At 64.5% G+C, this 15,777-nt stretch carries 16 protein-coding genes; 11 read left to right on the plus strand and 5 right to left on the minus strand.

Annotation, left to right across the window (positions count from 1 at the left end):
- Positions 1-55 precede the first annotated feature (55 nt).
- The 3 genes from ACFOYU_RS11480 to ACFOYU_RS11490 all read left to right on the plus strand — a co-directional run bounded on the left by ACFOYU_RS11480 (position 56) and on the right by ACFOYU_RS11490 (position 2,972).
- Positions 56-1,288, plus strand: a complete 1,233-nt coding sequence (locus ACFOYU_RS11480; RefSeq protein ID WP_377033653.1) for a phosphoadenosine phosphosulfate reductase family protein — start codon at positions 56-58, stop codon at positions 1,286-1,288.
- A gap of 9 nt (positions 1,289-1,297) precedes the next feature.
- The gene (locus tag ACFOYU_RS11485) at positions 1,298-1,534 is read left to right on the plus strand and encodes a hypothetical protein (protein ID WP_377033654.1); all 237 of its coding nucleotides are present in this window, start codon (positions 1,298-1,300) and stop codon (positions 1,532-1,534) included.
- Between the two features lie 556 nt (positions 1,535-2,090).
- The gene (locus ACFOYU_RS11490; RefSeq protein ID WP_377033655.1) at positions 2,091-2,972 is read left to right on the plus strand and encodes a site-specific integrase; all 882 of its coding nucleotides are present in this window, start codon (positions 2,091-2,093) and stop codon (positions 2,970-2,972) included.
- Between the two features lie 151 nt (positions 2,973-3,123).
- Here ACFOYU_RS11490 and ACFOYU_RS11495 read toward each other — a convergent pair whose 3' ends face one another.
- Complete coding sequence (locus ACFOYU_RS11495; RefSeq protein ID WP_377033656.1) at positions 3,124-4,413, minus strand: site-specific integrase; 1,290 nt, start codon at positions 4,411-4,413, stop codon at positions 3,124-3,126.
- Positions 4,414-4,830: 417 nt separating this feature from the next.
- Here ACFOYU_RS11495 and ACFOYU_RS11500 point away from each other — a divergent pair, with 417 nt between their 5' ends.
- Complete coding sequence (locus ACFOYU_RS11500) at positions 4,831-5,307, plus strand: hypothetical protein (RefSeq protein WP_377033657.1); 477 nt, start codon at positions 4,831-4,833, stop codon at positions 5,305-5,307.
- A gap of 319 nt (positions 5,308-5,626) precedes the next feature.
- Here the strand turns inward: ACFOYU_RS11500 and ACFOYU_RS11505 are convergent, their stop codons facing one another.
- The 3 genes from ACFOYU_RS11505 to ACFOYU_RS11515 form a co-directional block, all read right to left on the minus strand.
- Entirely contained in the window at positions 5,627-6,424 is a 798-nt protein-coding gene (locus tag ACFOYU_RS11505) for a hypothetical protein (protein WP_377033658.1), read from the minus strand.
- A 61-nt stretch (positions 6,425-6,485) separates the two neighbouring features.
- Complete coding sequence (locus ACFOYU_RS11510) at positions 6,486-6,635, minus strand: hypothetical protein (RefSeq protein WP_377033659.1); 150 nt, start codon at positions 6,633-6,635, stop codon at positions 6,486-6,488.
- Positions 6,632-7,063 (minus strand): hypothetical protein, encoded by a 432-nt coding sequence (locus tag ACFOYU_RS11515; RefSeq protein WP_377033660.1) that lies wholly within the window; start codon positions 7,061-7,063, stop codon positions 6,632-6,634. Before ACFOYU_RS11515 ends, ACFOYU_RS11510 begins: the two co-directional genes overlap by 4 nt.
- A gap of 317 nt (positions 7,064-7,380) precedes the next feature.
- Between ACFOYU_RS11515 and ACFOYU_RS11520 the strand changes: the two genes are divergently transcribed.
- From ACFOYU_RS11520 to ACFOYU_RS11545, 6 genes are all read left to right on the plus strand, one after another.
- On the plus strand, positions 7,381-7,737 hold the full coding sequence (locus tag ACFOYU_RS11520) for an ArsR/SmtB family transcription factor (RefSeq protein WP_377033661.1): 357 nt from the start codon (positions 7,381-7,383) through the stop codon (positions 7,735-7,737).
- Positions 7,730-8,272 (plus strand): arsenate reductase ArsC, encoded by a 543-nt coding sequence (locus ACFOYU_RS11525; protein WP_377033662.1) that lies wholly within the window; start codon positions 7,730-7,732, stop codon positions 8,270-8,272. Before ACFOYU_RS11520 ends, ACFOYU_RS11525 begins: the two co-directional genes overlap by 8 nt.
- Before the next feature lie 8 nt (positions 8,273-8,280).
- Positions 8,281-8,706: an arsenate reductase (glutaredoxin) gene (arsC, locus tag ACFOYU_RS11530; RefSeq protein ID WP_377033663.1), complete on the plus strand. Its 426-nt coding sequence runs from the start codon at positions 8,281-8,283 to the stop codon at positions 8,704-8,706.
- An 11-nt stretch (positions 8,707-8,717) separates the two neighbouring features.
- Positions 8,718-9,785, plus strand: coding sequence for an ACR3 family arsenite efflux transporter (gene arsB, locus ACFOYU_RS11535; protein WP_377033664.1), 1,068 nt, complete (start codon positions 8,718-8,720; stop codon positions 9,783-9,785).
- Positions 9,727-10,524, plus strand: a complete 798-nt coding sequence (arsH, locus tag ACFOYU_RS11540; RefSeq protein ID WP_377033665.1) for an arsenical resistance protein ArsH — start codon at positions 9,727-9,729, stop codon at positions 10,522-10,524. Before arsB ends, arsH begins: the two co-directional genes overlap by 59 nt.
- 154 nt (positions 10,525-10,678) lie before the next feature.
- Positions 10,679-11,041, plus strand: coding sequence for a GAF domain-containing protein (locus tag ACFOYU_RS11545; RefSeq protein ID WP_377033666.1), 363 nt, complete (start codon positions 10,679-10,681; stop codon positions 11,039-11,041).
- Here ACFOYU_RS11545 and ACFOYU_RS11550 read toward each other — a convergent pair.
- The gene (locus tag ACFOYU_RS11550) at positions 11,038-13,515 is read right to left on the minus strand and encodes a PAS domain-containing protein (protein WP_377033667.1); all 2,478 of its coding nucleotides are present in this window, start codon (positions 13,513-13,515) and stop codon (positions 11,038-11,040) included. The two genes, ACFOYU_RS11545 and ACFOYU_RS11550, sit on opposite strands and share 4 nt — an antisense overlap.
- 490 nt (positions 13,516-14,005) lie before the next feature.
- Between ACFOYU_RS11550 and ACFOYU_RS11555 the strand changes: the two genes are divergently transcribed.
- Positions 14,006-15,769: a sensor histidine kinase gene (locus tag ACFOYU_RS11555; protein ID WP_377033668.1), complete on the plus strand. Its 1,764-nt coding sequence runs from the start codon at positions 14,006-14,008 to the stop codon at positions 15,767-15,769.
- Positions 15,770-15,777 lie beyond the last annotated feature (8 nt).

A 15,777-nucleotide genomic window follows, 5' to 3' on the forward strand; every position in this document is an offset into this window, starting at 1 on the left:
CCCTCATGGCTGGCGCTCCCCTGTCGCGCGTCGGCGCCGGCCGTGAGGTGCGGATATGAGCTTTCGTCCCCAACAGGATCTCTTCGCCGGTAGCTCTCGGCTCGTCTATGACGATGCTGTCGACCTCACACTCCAATCGCTGCAGGCCTATGGGCCCCAACACGATCATTGGGCTGTGGCATGGTCGGGGGGAAAGGATAGCACTTGTGTGCTCACCCTCATCGTCCATCTGATCGAGGTCGGCCGCCTGCCTCGCCCAAAGACGTTGTCTGTCTTCTACGCAGACACGCGCCAGGAGCTCCCGCCGTTGGCTGCTGCAGCTGGTGAAGTGATGGAGGGTCTGAAGCGCCGCGGCAACTGGATCCGAACGGAGATCGTCCGAGCGCCGCCCGATAAGCGCTTCCTCGTTTACATCCTGGGTCGAGGCGTTCCGCCACCAAACAACAACACGCTGCGCTGGTGCACTCGGCAGATCAAGGTCGATCCGATGGCAGCCGCGGTTGAGCGCGCGCTGACCTCCGTTCCTGACAGCGAACAGGTCCTCATGATTACTGGCGTGCGCCAGGGTGAGAGTGCAATACGCGACCGCCGCATCGAAATGAGCTGTGGCAAGGACGGAGCCGAGTGCGGTCAGGGCTGGTACCAGAAGACTCTGCCTGAGGCTAAGGGCATTCGCGGACGTATTGCGACCCTCGCGCCAATCCTTCATTGGCGCGTGTGCAATGTCTGGGACTGGCTGAAGATCTATGCACCGATGGCTGACTACGGCGGCTGGGCCACCAAGGTCGTCGCAGATGCCTATGGTGGTGATGAAGCCGAAGAGATCAACGCTCGCACCGGCTGCATAGGCTGTCCCCTCGCGAGCAAGGAAAAGGCACTCGAGACGATCCTGCTCAACCCGGCCTGGTCGTATCTCTCGCCTTTGCTCGGCCTGAAGCCGCTCTATCGCGAGCTTCGGGAGCCGAAGCATCGCTTGCGCAAGGCCGGGGCCGAGATCCTGAGGGACGGCTCCATGGCAAAGAACCCGCAACGGATGGGGCCACTCACGTTTGAGGCCCGCCTCATGGGGCTTGCGCGGGTGCTGGAGATCCAGGCGGCTTGCAATGAGGCAGCCGAGCGCCTCGGCCGCCCAAGGCTCGACATCCTCAGTGCTGAGGAAGAGGCTCGCATCCGCGAGCTGATTGACCTGGGCACGTGGCCGGATGGCTGGGACGGCGATGAGCCGACTGCCGATACCCCTCTCGATCTCGTCTTCCCAGACGGATCCGTGCAACCCCTGCTGATGTGAGGTGCGGAAATGACCGACATCTTCACGCGCGGCTGGAGCAAGCGCCGAGAGCACTGGCGGCTGCGGATCGGCGGGCAGACCGTCGCCCTCGCCGTCCCATCCGGACTCCACTGGAAGGCTCTCGGCTTTGTCGACGGGCAGACGGTGCTCTGCCGGATCTTCGATGATGAGGCGACAGCCATGGAGGCGGCCGAGGGATGGGCGAAAGACGCCTCCAGCCATTCGTCTAGAAAGCTCCTCCAGTGACTAACCATCTGAAATTATTGCAAAGATAAGAGTGAGGCGAATGAACCGTCAGCTTAACTACGGCTATTTAGATATTGCCAAGTTCGAGCGTCTTGGAGGACAGTGAGATGGGAAAAGCAGCCATCAAACGGGAAGACGTGGGAGACGACACTCCACTGAGGCTCGACGTGGCCGCGAGCCTCGCCTTCCCAGACGGTTCGATCGGCCTGTCCAGCCTGAGACGCGAGGCGTCAAAGGGCCGTCTCCGGGTGTGGAGGATCGCGGGGAAGGACATGACGACCCTCAATGAAATTCGGAAAATGGTAGATCGATGCCTCGTCCATCCAAGCCAGCCAGATTATGGCTCAGACCAGCCAGCGGGGACCGAGAGGCGGTCTGGGTCATCATCGACAGGCGACGCCAATACAGCACTGGCTGCCGCCAGGATGCGCGTGCAGAGGCTGAAGGAAAGCTCGCAGAATACATCGCCTCAAAGCACAACCCCGTCCCTCAGGGCCCCCGTCATCCCGCTCAAGTCCCGGTAGCCGACGTTCTGTCGGTGTACCTGGATGAGGTGGTGCCGAAGCAGGCGAGCCCAAAGAAGGCATCTGCCCGGATTGATCGCCTCCTTGATTGGTGGGGGACGAAGATGCTCTCGGAGGTCTCCCCTACCACCTGCAGGGACTATGCCAAGGCCAGGTCGAAGCGAGGCGGCTCGCGGCGCGACCTCGAAGATCTCCGAGCTGCCATCAATCATCACGCCAAGCGGAACCTGCATACGGGTTATGTCGAGGTGGACCTGCCCCAGAAAGGCGCTCCTCGGGGGGCTTGGCTGACGCGGGATGAAGTGGCGAAGCTCCTCTGGGCATGCTGGCGCCATGGGCGCACCGTCCGCCTCCCCCGTGGCAAGGAAAAGGGAAAGGTTGTCGAGTCCGAGTGGCACGATCTGCGCCACATCGCTCGCTTCATTCTGATGGGGATCTATACCGGCTCCCGTTCAGGCGCGATTTTCTCAGCTTCCGTCTACGCCGGCGCGAACCGGAGCTTCATCGACCTTGAGAGCGGGCTATTCTATCGGTTGGCAGAGGGGGCGGCCGAGACGAACAAGCGCCAGCCCCCGGTCAGACTGCCGAAGCGGCTCCTGGCCCATCTGCGGCGCTGGAAGGACAAAGGCGTCATTGCTCAGTACGTCGTCGAATGGGACGGCCTGCCGGTGAAATCGATCAAGGTCGGTTGGAAACGGGCCGTGCAACTCGCCGGGATCCAGAAGACGATCAGCCCTCACACACTGCGCCATACGGCAGCCACCTGGCTCATGCAGCAGGGCGTGGATAAGTGGGAAACAGCCGGCTTCCTCGGCATGTCTGAGCAGATGGTGGACAGGGTCTATGGCCACCATCACCCCGATTTTATGACCGTTGCCGCAGACCGGATTACTCGCAAGAGGGCGCGGCAATGATTGCCGTATTGATTGCCGTAGAACGGAGAAGCAACGGCCTTCCCGTGCAAGCCATTGAAAAGATTGGTGGGCCCGGCAGGACTCGAACCTGCAACCAGACCGTTATGAGCGCGCTCCGCGCAATTTGAAAACCTTATGCTGCATAAGGTTTCTACTCCGCGGCGTCGAGCTGCCGTACTACGTCGTCGGGTCCCATTCGGTCCCTTTTCGGTCCCGCCTGCAGCTTGGCGCGGTCCCGCCTGTTGGCGCCCGTCAGCGCCGCCGCGGCGGCCGACTGGTAGTCCGGCCGGTGGTGGCCGTAGACGCGCTCCAGGGTCTGCACCGTCATGCCGAGGAAGCCGGCGGCCTCCCACAGGTCGACGCCCATCTGCATGAGCCAGGTCGCGCAGGTGTGGCGCAGCACGTGCGGCGTGACGTCGGGCCCGAGGCCAGCGTCCTTCACCGCCGCGGCGAAGGCCTTGCCTACGTCGGCGACCGGCTTGCCTTGGTACTCGACCACGTACTCGACTGCGCTGCCGTCGCGGCGCTTGTTCTTCGACCAGCGCCGGATGTGCGCGAGCAGCGGCGCCGGCAGCTTCACGGGCGGCTGCCGCTTCTTGGTTTCCTTGGCGCCGATCCGCTTGCGATGGAACACGCCGCGCTCCAGGTCGACCCAGCCCTGGCCCTCCTTCGGCTCGAAGCCGGCCGAGCAGATCGCCCCAGCGCGCGTGCCGGTGTAGAGGCCGACCAGCATGAAGCGTGCCAGGTGCTGCCGCTTCTTCTTCTTGCCCGGGATGACCGTGCCCTTCCTGGCGCCGCGGTGGATGGTTTGCGGCTCGCGGTACTTCCACATGTGCCACAACAACTGCGCGGCCTCGTCGCGCTCCAGGTAGCGGTCACGCGGCTGCCCGCGCGGCGGCAGGGTCACCTCGATGTGCTCGCGGCAGTAGCCCTCCTTGATGTAGTAGTTGACCGCCGCCCGGAGATCTTCGAGCTCGCGCCGCGCGCCGCCGTCGCCGACCTTGCGCGGGGCCGTGCCGGTGACATCGGGCCTGGCCGCCTTCCAGACGTGCGACTTGCGCCACTTGGCGTAGGCCCTGCAGGTCTTGCCGGTGATGTCGGCCAGGGTCTTGCCCTTCCACCACTCGCCGAGCTGCACCAGGCGCTCCGCCGTCTTGTGCGGGCGCGTGTGGCCGACCGCGACCTCCTCCGCGTAGACCGACAGCACGTCGGTCACGAGGACCTGCGCGGCCGGGCGGTCCGCCTCGCGGTTGGGCTGGTACTTAGCGGCGATGTAGTCGGCTAGCGCTTTTTCAGCTTCAGCGCGGCTTGCTTCAGGGTGTCCAGTGACGCTCCGCTTTCCGTCGTCTTTGATGCACCAGACCGCGTTCTTGACGAGGACCCCGTTCTTGTACTCGGCCGGCTTGAGCCAGAGCCTGGCTCCCTTTGATCGTCTCGGCACCCCGATCTCCATTCCTGCAGGTGGCGCCGCGTGATCACGATCTTCCGCCCGTGCCATTCCGGCCGGAGGTCGCCGCGCGCGATTGCCTCGCGGAGCTGCCCCACGGTCCAGCCCGGCAGGCCGTACGCGCTCCGGAGTTCCGGGGCCCACACGGCCGTCTCCAGGTCGAGGGGGGCGTCGGGGCCGGCCATGTCGGCCAGCTCCGCGCGCCCCTCACTGATGTCGTCGGAAACGATGAATTCGTACTTGCTCTGCGCCATAGGAGAATCGTCCAGGAAACCGCGGGACCGGTCAACGATATACGGCGCAGGTTGAGGCCTCATGGTTAATTGTCCCCAGCCTGCTGCCGACCCTGAAGTCTCTGTCGTTGGTCGCGATGCGACCTTATCCACCCGGCGGACGCGGCCGAGAATCCTTGTGCCAATCTTGGAGGGGACCGGGCAGAAGGTCTATTTCAGGCCCAACGTGTTCACCATCCCCGCGGAACCTCCGGAAGGCAGTCTGGTATCCGCGATGATGCCGTTCGACGCGCCGTTCACTCCCGTCTACCAGACGATCAAGAAGGTGGCGGAGAGCAACGGCCTGATCTCGCTTCGGGCGGATGACATCTGGGAGCACTCCACGGTGATCCAGGACATCTTCTCGCTGATCTGGCGCTCATACATCGTCGTGTGCGACTTCACGGGACGCAATCCGAACGTGTTCTACGAGGCGGGCATCGCTCATACGCTTGGAAAGCATGTCATCCCAATCACACAGAACCCCGAGGACGTGCCGTTCGACCTCAGGCATCATCGATACGTGCGCTACCTCAACAACAACGAGGGGCGTGAGGCGCTAGGCGCTGAGATCAACAAACGCTTCTTGTATCTTCTGAACCAGCGGGAGTCGTAGCGCTAGCGCTCAGCGATTGCAGGCGCCTCAGCACCCTGGCCGCTTCGACAAGGGCGCCCCTCTCGGTCGTGCGGATCCCCTCAGCCAGGACGATGGAGCCCTGGCGCAGCTTCCACCGCCAAATGCCGAGCCGCGGCTTGACCTCGGCCTGCAGGTCGCCGACCGTCAGGGTCCGCCAGACGGGGCCCTTGCGCCGCCATTCGGTCGTGGGGGGTATGGTACTCATGGGGCAATTGTAACACTCGCCCCGCAAGCGCAAGGGTCCGTCACTCCAGCAGGGCCGGCACCGCGGATCGGTGATCGCCATACACCACTCATCTCAAATCAGATCGTCCAGCACCGCGGCGTCGTCGTCAGAGATCAGCTCGGGCTGCGCCCTGCGGCGCTCCATGGCCCTGTACGACGCGGAGATCGTCTCGCGGCCGAGGGCGGTCTTCCAACGCTGCTGCTTGTCCTTGGGCCAGCCGTGGTGGGCGATCACAAGAATCCCGTAGGCCACGTGCAGCGCGACCGGCGGCTCAAACCAGGGCTCCAAGAACTCGGCAAACTTCTCGCCGACCATCGTCTCCGGGTCGTCGTGAAGGATCTCGTCGAGGTCCATCTTGATCTGGGGGGCGATCTTTGCCGCGTGTTTGCGGGCCAAGGTCGCCGCGCGTTTGCGCTCCGTCTCGCGCTTGCGATCCATCGCGGCCTGCTCGCCAGGCGGGAGGCCGCGGATCTGGCGGGCCCGGCCCTTGTGGACATCCCACTGCATCTCGCAGGCAACCAGCTTCCAGGCCCGGTGGCCTGACGGATCGGTCACCTCGCTCAGCAGGCCGAGCCGGAAGCCCCAGCCCACCAAATTGCCCGCCCGGTCATGGTTGAACGGTGTCGGCTCCTGCCGCTTTCCGCCGCGCGTCTGTTGGAGCATGTCCAGGTACCGTTCGACCACGTCGGGCAGAGCGACCTGTTGAAGCTTCCCAAAAAGCGTAAGCAGGTCGCGGTTGACATAGAATTCCCACCTCGATCCCCCTGCGAACGCACAGGCCTCGATGGCCTTAGCGAGGATGACATCCTTAGGCGCGTTGAGATGGCTGTAGTCGCGTGAGTAGTCGCGGTAGCGGTGGCGCCACGCCATGACGAGATCTCCGTGATCTAGAGTTGAGGTTAGCGCCTCGCGTCGCGAGACACCCCAGCGGTCAGAACAGGATGCAGGAGTTTCCGGCGAAGCGAGGCGCCCCGAGCCTGCGGTGAGACGCGTTCGTGCTGGCCCATGTGGCCTGCGAACGGCCCAGGCGATGGCCGCGCAGCAGGCCGAGGACCTTGCCACGGGCGAACTCCAGCATCATACCCGGGCCTCCAGGTAAGCGGCGACGCGAGCCTTGGCGGCGGCCACGGCCTCGGGCTTGCGCGAGGCGCGGGGCCAAGTCGAGTAGCCGTGCTCACGGAGCAGCTTGGCCACGAATCCGTCGGTGACCCGAAATATCTTCGAGGCGTAGCTGACGCCGCCGAGCTCGAACACAGCGGCGACGATCTCCCGCTCGACGGCCTCGCTGATGGTGCGGCGCGTGTTGCCCGAACGGCGGCCGCCCTCAGTCAGTGCTCGCCCGCGTTCGGCAAGGCGACCGACTGCTTGCTTCGGCATCCACGACCAGCGGGCGAACGCCGCGTGCAGGCCGTAGTCCCGAGCGATGATCCACACCTTCTTCGGGTCGGGCTCGGCGTAGATCGTGGCGTTGATCTGGGCCTCCCCGGTCATTCGATGCTGTCCTCTCATCCCCGTCTCCAAATCTGCGTACGTCAAGATGATCTGGATTCGCTCTTGTTTAACAAGAGGCGCAGGCGGCAACGCTACAAATATTTCTCTCGATACGTAGCGTAGACGCGTTTACTTCCGATGTGCTGACCTGCCGTCAACTCTGGACGTATGTTTCATCAACACAGGATGCATCATTCACAACGATTTCAACATCATGTTGTTGTTGAAATCGTTGTTTAGAATAATACCTAATATCCTAAGAACGGAGTGGCACAATCAACTTGCATTATTGAAGGCGCTTGCATCGTAAGAGATATGTCGATATATCCCGACATATGGAATCACAGAACGTCATCCTCGCCCTTGCGGCGCTCGCCCAGTCGACCCGGCTCGACGTGTTCCGCCTGCTGGTGACGCACGAGCCGGACGGGCTGCCTGCCGGCGACATCGCTCGCGAGTTGGCTGTCCCTCACAATACGATGTCGAGCCATCTCGGCATCTTGTCTCGGGCCGGCCTGGTGCGCTCGGAACGCCGCAGCCGCTCGATCATCTATCGCGCCGACCTCGACCGATTGCGGGAGGTCGTGACGTTCCTGCTGAGAGACTGCTGCGGCGGACACCCGGACGTGTGCGCCCCCCTCCTCAACTTCCTGACGCCCTGCTGCCCTGCCAAGGAGACCGCCGATGGCTGATCGCCCCTACAACGTGCTGTTCCTCTGCACGGGCAACACCGCCCGCTCGGTCCTGGCCGAGGGCATCCTGCGCAAGGATGGCGCCGGCCGGTTCAACGCCTTCTCGGCTGGCAGCCAGCCCAAGGGCATGGTCAATCCGTTTGCTTTGAAGGTTCTGGGGAGCTTCGACTACCCGACCGACGGGTTCCGCTCGAAAAGCTGGGATGAGTTCGCCGGGCCGGATGCGCCCGTGATGGACTTCATCGTCACCGTCTGCGACAGCGCCGCAGGCGAGGCCTGCCCGGTGTGGCCCGGCCACCCGGCCTCCGCCCACTGGGGCATCGAGGATCCTGCAGCAGTCCAGGGTCTGTATATCGAGAAGGAACGCGCCTTCGTCCAGGCCTTCAAGTTCCTGAAGAACCGGATCTCGGCCTTCCTGGTTTTGCCCGTGGCGAGCCTCGACCAGATCGCCCTCACTCATCGCCTGCAAGAAATCGGACGCCTTGAGGGCGCCACGCCTGCGACCGTCCTTCCCTTCGACCGCCGCCAAGCCTGAGGTTTCCCATGGACGTCATCATCTACCACAACCCCGATTGCGGCACGTCGCGCAACACGCTGGCCATGATCCGCAACGCCGGCATCGAGCCGCACGTCATCGAGTACCTGAAGATCCCGCCGACCCGGCTTCTGCTGCGCCAACTCATCGAACGCATGGGCGTTCTGGTCCGCGATGTCATCCGTGAGAAGGGCACGCCCTATCACGAGCTCGGTCTCGACAGCCCTGACCTGACGGACGACCAGCTCCTCGACGCCATGATGGCCCATCCGGTCCTGATCAACCGTCCCATCGTCGTGACGCCCAAGGGCGTGCGCCTGTGCCGTCCGTCGGAGGCCGTTCTCGACCTCCTGCCGCAACAGCTCGGCGAGTTCCGCAAGGAGGACGGCGAGATCGTCGTCGACGCCTCCGGACGTCGCGCGGCTATCACCTGAAGGATCCCTCCATGTCCATCTTCGAACGCTACCTGACCCTTTGGGTCGCGCTTTGCATTGTTGCGGGCATCGCGCTCGGGCACCTCTTCCCCGGGGTCTTCCAGGCCGTCGGCGCGCTGGAGATCGCCAAGGTCAACCTGCCCGTTGCGGCCCTGATCTGGCTGATGGTGATCCCGATGCTAATCAAGATCGACTTCGCGTCGCTCGGGCGGGTGCGCGAGCACTGGCGCGGCATCGGCGTGACGCTGTTCATCAACTGGGCCGTAAAGCCGTTCTCGATGGCGGCACTCGGCTGGCTCTTCGTCGGCTATCTCTTCCGACCCTACCTGCCTGTCGACCAGATCAACTCCTACATCGCCGGCTTGATCATCCTGGCGGCGGCACCCTGCACGGCGATGGTGTTCGTGTGGAGTCACCTGACCAAGGGCGAACCGCATTTCACGCTCTCGCAGGTGGCGCTCAACGACATCATTATGGTCGTGGCCTTCGCGCCCATCGTCGGCCTGCTTCTCGGCCTGTCTGCGATCACGGTGCCGTGGGACACGCTCCTGCTCTCGGTGGTGCTCTACATCGTCATCCCGGTCGTGCTTGCCCAGTTCCTGCGCTCGCGCCTGTTGGCGAGCGGTGGCGAGGCGTCCCTGACCGGATTGCTCCGGGTCTTGCAGCCGCTGTCGCTGGTGTCCCTGCTCGCCACCCTAGTGCTGCTGTTCGGCTTCCAGGGTGAGCAGATCCTCGCGCAGCCGCTGATCATTGCGATGCTTGCGGTGCCGATCCTGATCCAGGTCTACCTCAACTCCGGGCTGGCCTACCTGCTCAACCGGGTTGCGGGCGAACAGCACTGCGTCGCCGGCCCCTCGGCCCTGATCGGTGCCAGCAACTTCTTCGAGCTGGCAGTCGCCGCTGCCATCAGCCTGTTCGGGTTCAACTCGGGCGCGGCGCTGGCGACCGTGGTCGGCGTCCTGATCGAGGTGCCCGTGATGCTCTCGGTGGTGTGGATCGTGAACCGCAGCCAGGGTTGGTATGAGCGCGGTGCTACGCGGTCGGCCCCTTCTGCAGGGAGGGTCGCGGCCGGTGAGTGACCTTCCCAACATCGATCTCTCCGTCCTCGACGTGCCGGACCTCGGCAGGCTTGAGCCACGGCGGGTGTCCAAGCATCCTCCCCGCATTCTCCTGCTCTACGGCTCCCTGCGGGAACGCTCGTACAGCCGCTTCCTCACGCTGGAGGCGGAGCGCCTGCTCCGGCACTTCGGCGCCGAGACCCGGGTCTTCGACCCGCATGGCCTGCCGCTGCCGGACGCCACCGCCAGCGATCATCCCAAGGTGCAGGAGCTGCGGGAGCTGTCGCTGTGGTCCGAGGGTCAGGTCTGGTGCAGCCCCGAACGGCATGGCGCCATGAGCGCGGTGATGAAGGCGCAGATCGACTGGATCCCGCTCGCCACGGGATCGGTGCGCCCGACGCAGGGGCGTACGTTGGCCGTGATGCAGGTCTGCGGCGGCTCCCAGTCCTTCAATGCTGTCAACCAGTTGCGGGTGCTCGGGCGCTGGATGCGCATGGTGACGATCCCGAACCAGTCCTCCGTCGCCAAGGCGTTCCAGGAGTTCGACGAAGCCGGGCGGATGAAGCCGTCCTCCTACTACGACCGGGTCGTGGACGTGATGGAGGAGTTGGTGAAGTTCACCCTGCTGACCCGCGACCGCTCGGACTACCTCACCGACCGCTACAGCGAGCGCAAGGAGACAGGCGAGAAGGAAGCCAAGCGCCTCGCCACGGAAGCCATGCTCCACGAGGTCAAAGCGGCCGAATGGCGAAGCCTTTAAGTCGAAAGTGAACGTGCCGATTGGGCGCTGTCGAGCAGAAGGATCGGAAAAGTCTGGTGACCCCGTCCCCAAACCGAAGCGGTTGCGGGAGTCTTCAAGGGCGCTGGCGGCCTTCGGCCGTGTCGCCTCCGATATTCTCCCGACCGAGCGGCTGTTGCACTACGTCACCGCCCAGGTCTCGCGCGTCACCCACATCCGGCACGTCAAGGTGATGCGCTACCACCCGGACCATGGCGATCTCCTGCTCGTAGCGGGCGTCGGCTGGAAGCCTAGCGTGGCGGGCAATACGACCTTCCCCCTCGACAGCGCCTCGGTCGCCGGCCGGACCATGCAAACCTCAGCCCCGGTTCCCGTTGAGGACCTACCGAACGATCCCGAGTTCCAGTTCCACCTATCCTGGCGCGAGCATAGCGTCGTCTCAGCCCTGAATGTGCCGATCCGGATCGACGGACGAACCTGGGGCGTGGAGCCGGCTAAAACCCGCAGAATTAGCCACCGCCGGGGTTCAAGCCCCTAGACGACACCGCGTCCCTGCGTCATCCGCCGCAACACCCTCGACACATCATCAACGGCGTAGGGCTTGTGCAGCAGCTCAAAGCCGTGTCGCCCCTCCTCGGCCAGAACGTGGCTGTAGCCGGAGGTCAGAACCACGGGAAGGCCCGGATAGCGCTGGCGGATTTCACGCCCCAGCTCCACCCCGCTCATGCCAGGCATGACCACGTCCGAGAACACCACATCGAACCGTGTGGCATCCTCTTCGAGTAGCCTGAGCGCCTCGCCGGCGTTCGCGGCCCAAGTGGTCTCGTAGCCGAGATCCTGGAGAAGCTGGGTCGAGAACCGGCCCACCTCGATGTTGTCCTCGACCACCAGCACACGGCAGCCGCGGCCATCCTCATCTGAAGCGTTGCTCTGCGCATGCTCCCCGGCGTCATCGGATGCTCCCTCCCTCTCGACTTTCGGCAGGTAGAGCGTGAAGGTCGTGCCCTTCCCGGGTTCACTTTCGACAGCCACGTCACCGCCCGACTGCTTGGCGAAGCCGTAGACCTGGCTCAGGCCCAGGCCGGTGCCCCTGCCGACTTCCTTCGTGGTGAAGAACGGCTCAAAGATCTGTCCGAGCTGATCGGCCGGGATGCCCGATCCCGTGTCGCTGACCGACACTGCCACGAACTTGCCGGGCCCGCCCGCATGCCCGCGGATGGACGGCATCTGGGCGAGGGCGTCGACATGCACCGTCAGGGTGCCCTCCCCGTTCATGGCGTCCCGGGCATTCACCGCCATGTTGACGAGAGCCGTCTCGAACTGGGTCACGTCAGCCTCGACAAAGCACGGATTACAGGACGTGTCGGTCTCAATCCGGATGCGGCTTCCCACAATGGTGCGCAGCATGTCGGTGACCACCCCGATCCGCTCGGGCACGTCGAACACCTCAGGCTTGAGCGCCTGCCTTCGCGCGAAGGCCAGCAACTGCCCCGTGAGCTTGGCGGCACGTTCCACCGTATCGGTGATCGCATCGATGTACCGGCGCCGGCGCTCCTCGGGCAGGTTGGGTCTGCGCAGGAACTCGACGGACGAGCGGATGATCGTGAGCAGGTTGTTGAAGTCATGCGCCACGCCGCCCGTGAGCTGCCCCACCGCCTCAAGCTTCTGCGACTGGCGCAGGGCCGCCTCGGTCCTCTCCCGCTCAGTGACGGCATGGATCACGCGGGTTTCCAGTTCCTCGTTCAGGCGGTGCAACGCCTCCTCGGCACGCATCTGCTCGCTGATGTCGCGGTAGAACGCGGCTACCCCACCCGGCACCGGATAGATGCGCAGCGCCAGCCAGAGGTCGTGCCCCGTGGCTGCATCCTGGTAGTGGTGGTTCAGTTCGACCGGCACACGCTCGGTCACAGCCCGGCGGTAGGCCGCCTCGACTTGGGTGCTGACCGAGCCGGGGAACAGCTCCCAATGGGTCTTGCCGAGGATCTCACTCTCCGGACGACCGTCGATCCGCAGGCCCTCGGCATTGATCTCGGTGACGCGGTAGTCCTCGTCCAGAACGAGGAAGCCCTCGCTCATGGCGGCCAGCACGCTGGTGTAGCGGGCGTTGCTGGCATTGATGGCAGCCCGCGCGAGGTGCGCCTCGGTGACATCATGCCCTTCGCAGAAGATCCCGGTCACATGGCCGGCCTCGTCCCGCACGGGCTCGTAGATGAAGTCGAGAAAGCGCTCCTCCGCAGCCGCGCCGGGCGAGCGCTGGAAACGGATTGGCAGATGATGGGCAACGAAGCGCTCGCCCGTCGTGTAGACCCGGTCGAGCCGCTCGTAGAAGCCCTGCCCCTCAAGTTCAGGGAAGACCTCACGCACATTTCTGCCGACGAAGTCACGGTCGCCGAACAGGCGCCTAAAGGCTTGGTTGACGAACTCGAAGCTGTGCTCCGGCTGGGTCAGGACCGTGATGAAGCCGGGCGCCTGCTCGAACAGCCGCCGCTGGCGCTCGGTCTCGGCCGCCAGCCGCCGCTCGGCCATGATCTGGCCTGTGATCTCGGTGCAGGGGCAGAAGAACCCGGCGATAGCGCCACTCTCGTCACGTACGGGTGTGTAGGAGAAGGCGAAGTGCGTCTCCTCCGGGTAGCCGCGGCGCTCCATGATGAGGGTGATGTCATCCATGTGGACCGGCTCACCACTGTACGCCTGCTCAACGATGGGCCGAAGATCATCCTGGATCTCGTGCCAGACCTCCAGGAAGTCGCGGCCGAGGGCGGTGGGATGCTTGCGCACGAGGATCTCGGCATAGGCATCGTTGTAGAGAAACGTGCGTTCCGGGCCCCAGGCGATGAACATCGGCTGGTTGGACCCCAGCATCACGCCGACCAGGGTCTTGAGGCCATACGGCCACCCGCCCGGTGAGCCGAGCGGCGTCGCCGCCCAGTCGTGGGCGCGGATGAGCGCCCCCATCTCGCCACCGCCCGAGAGGAAGTCCAGTCTGGTGCTCGCCCCAACACTACCGTGCATTGCGGTCGATCTTGTTGGTGCGCCTCATGGCGATAGTCATGGCTTGTCCTGTGGCACAGCTGGGTACAGCGCTCCGGGGTGACCTCATAGGAGGATCGGTGAGATAGGGTCTGGGCAGGACGCCGTAAAGGTGGCGAAAGATTCCACAGACCACCCACCAGCTGATGGCGAACGGGCTAGAAAGTCGCCTGCCCTTCAGGAATGTCAGGTGTAGCCTCCTTGAGCGGACATTCTGTTGACTTCCGGGATGCGCCAACTGCGGTCATTCCCAGCCTTGCACATAGGTCGTTCCATTAGCGTAAGGGCGATCCTTTTAGACAAAAACACCAAGCTTCAGGGCGAAACAGGCGGGATGCCTCCGCATCTCCTGCGTCGCCTGACGCAGGACCCGAGCCGCCTCCTGCATCTTGCCGTCGCGTTAACAGTGCTGGGGTTGTCGCCAACGCCCAAGCGCGTTAAGTATCCGCCTGAGCGCTCGAAAGGGTCGGGTATGATTTCGGCCCAAAGGCTGTCTCTGAGGCTGGTGTTCGCGACCACCATTGCGGCCATCGGGCTGCTTGCAACCGCTGCCTTGGTTATCCTTGCCACACGGGAGACCAGCGAGCGCCTGCGCCAGGACATCGGTGCAAACCTCACCGAACTCGCGACCCACCTGGCCGACAACCTCGACCGGGGCATGTTTGAGCGCTGGCGCGACATCCAGGTTGCTGCCTCCCTCGACACCATGCGCGATCCGAATGTCAGCCTCGATGCCAAGAGTGCCGTGATCGAGCGCTTGCGCTCAACCTATCCCGATTATGCCGCCATCGCCTTCATGAGCCCTGACGGGCAGATCAGGACGGCCACCATCCCGCAGATGGTGGGCGCCAACATCGCCGAACGCGACTTCTTCGTCGAGGGCAGCAAGGCTCCGTTCGTGGGAGATGTTCACGATGCCCTTCTGCTCGCCAAGATCCTCGGCGGCGACCCGGCCAACCCGCCTCGGTTCGTCGATCTCGCCGTCCCGGTTAGAGCCGCGGACGGAGCGCTCGTGGGAGTCATCGGCGCCCATCTCCACTGGAGATGGGCCCAGGAACTGGAGCAGGCGCTCCGAAGCGCCGCATCAAGGCGGCACCCGGACATCGAGGTTCTGATCCTGGCCCGCGATGGCACCGTGCTGCTCGGCCCCACGACCTTGCTGAAAACCACGCTTTCGATAGACAGCGCCAAAGGCGCGGTGGCTGGCGCTACCGGATCAGGCGTCGAGACCTGGCCCGACGGGCGCGAGTACCTGAGCGGCTACACAGGGACTGCAGGTTACCGGGACTACCCGGGTCTGGGCTGGTCGGTTCTCGTGCGCCAGGACGCAACCACGTCGTTTGCACCCGTGGGCCAGATGCAACAAAGGATCGCCGGCTGGGGCGCGCTCGTGGCTCTTGTCACGGCCGTTCTCGCCTGGTTTGCCGCCGAGCTGGTGGCCCGTCCACTTCGGGCGCTGGCCAGCTCAGCAGAAGCCCTCGGACGAGGAGAACCGATCCGGGTGCAGGAGCGTGGCCCGAGCGAGGTCGGCCGGGTCGCTGATGCGCTGACGGCGGCATCGCGCGACCTTGCCGAGAGGGACCGGCGCCAGACCCTCCTGATCAACGAGCTGAACCACCGGGTGAAGAACACATTGGCCACGGTGCAGACCATGGCCGCCCTCACGGCCCGGTCGGCCCCAAGCACGGAAGCTTACAAAGCCAGCCTGGAGGCACGCATCCTGGCGCTTTCTAAAACTCACAACCTTCTGACAGAGGCCGCATGGGAGACGGTGTCCCTGCGCGACATCTTCCGCACCGAGCTGGAGCCCTACGACGACGGCTCCGGACGGAGGGTCGTGTTCGACGGTCCACCTGTTCCATTGGCCCCTCGGGTTGCGGTTGCGCTCGGCATGGCAGCCCACGAGTTGACAACCAATGCGGCCAGGCACGGCAGCCTATCCGTTCCGGAAGGCAGGGTCCTGGTGCGCTGGGAGGTGACCACGAACGGCGGCGGCAGCGGCCTGCACCTGACCTGGAAGGAGATGGGCGGTCCGGCCGTGAGCCAGCCGTCCCGCACGGGATTTGGGTCACGCCTCCTCCAACAGGGGATTGCCCGGGATCTGGATGGCGAAACTCACCTTGACTTTGCTGTCGAGGGTCTTGGCTGCCGCATGCTGGTGTCGCTCAGCGATGCACAGGCGACGATCCCGGCCAAGGAGACGTCTCTGCCCCGTCGGGCTCCGGCCCTTCATTGACCGGCCTG

Source organism: Microvirga sp. GCM10011540 (assembly GCF_042650665.1).
Taxonomy (GTDB): Bacteria; Pseudomonadota; Alphaproteobacteria; order Rhizobiales; family Beijerinckiaceae; genus Microvirga; species Microvirga lenta.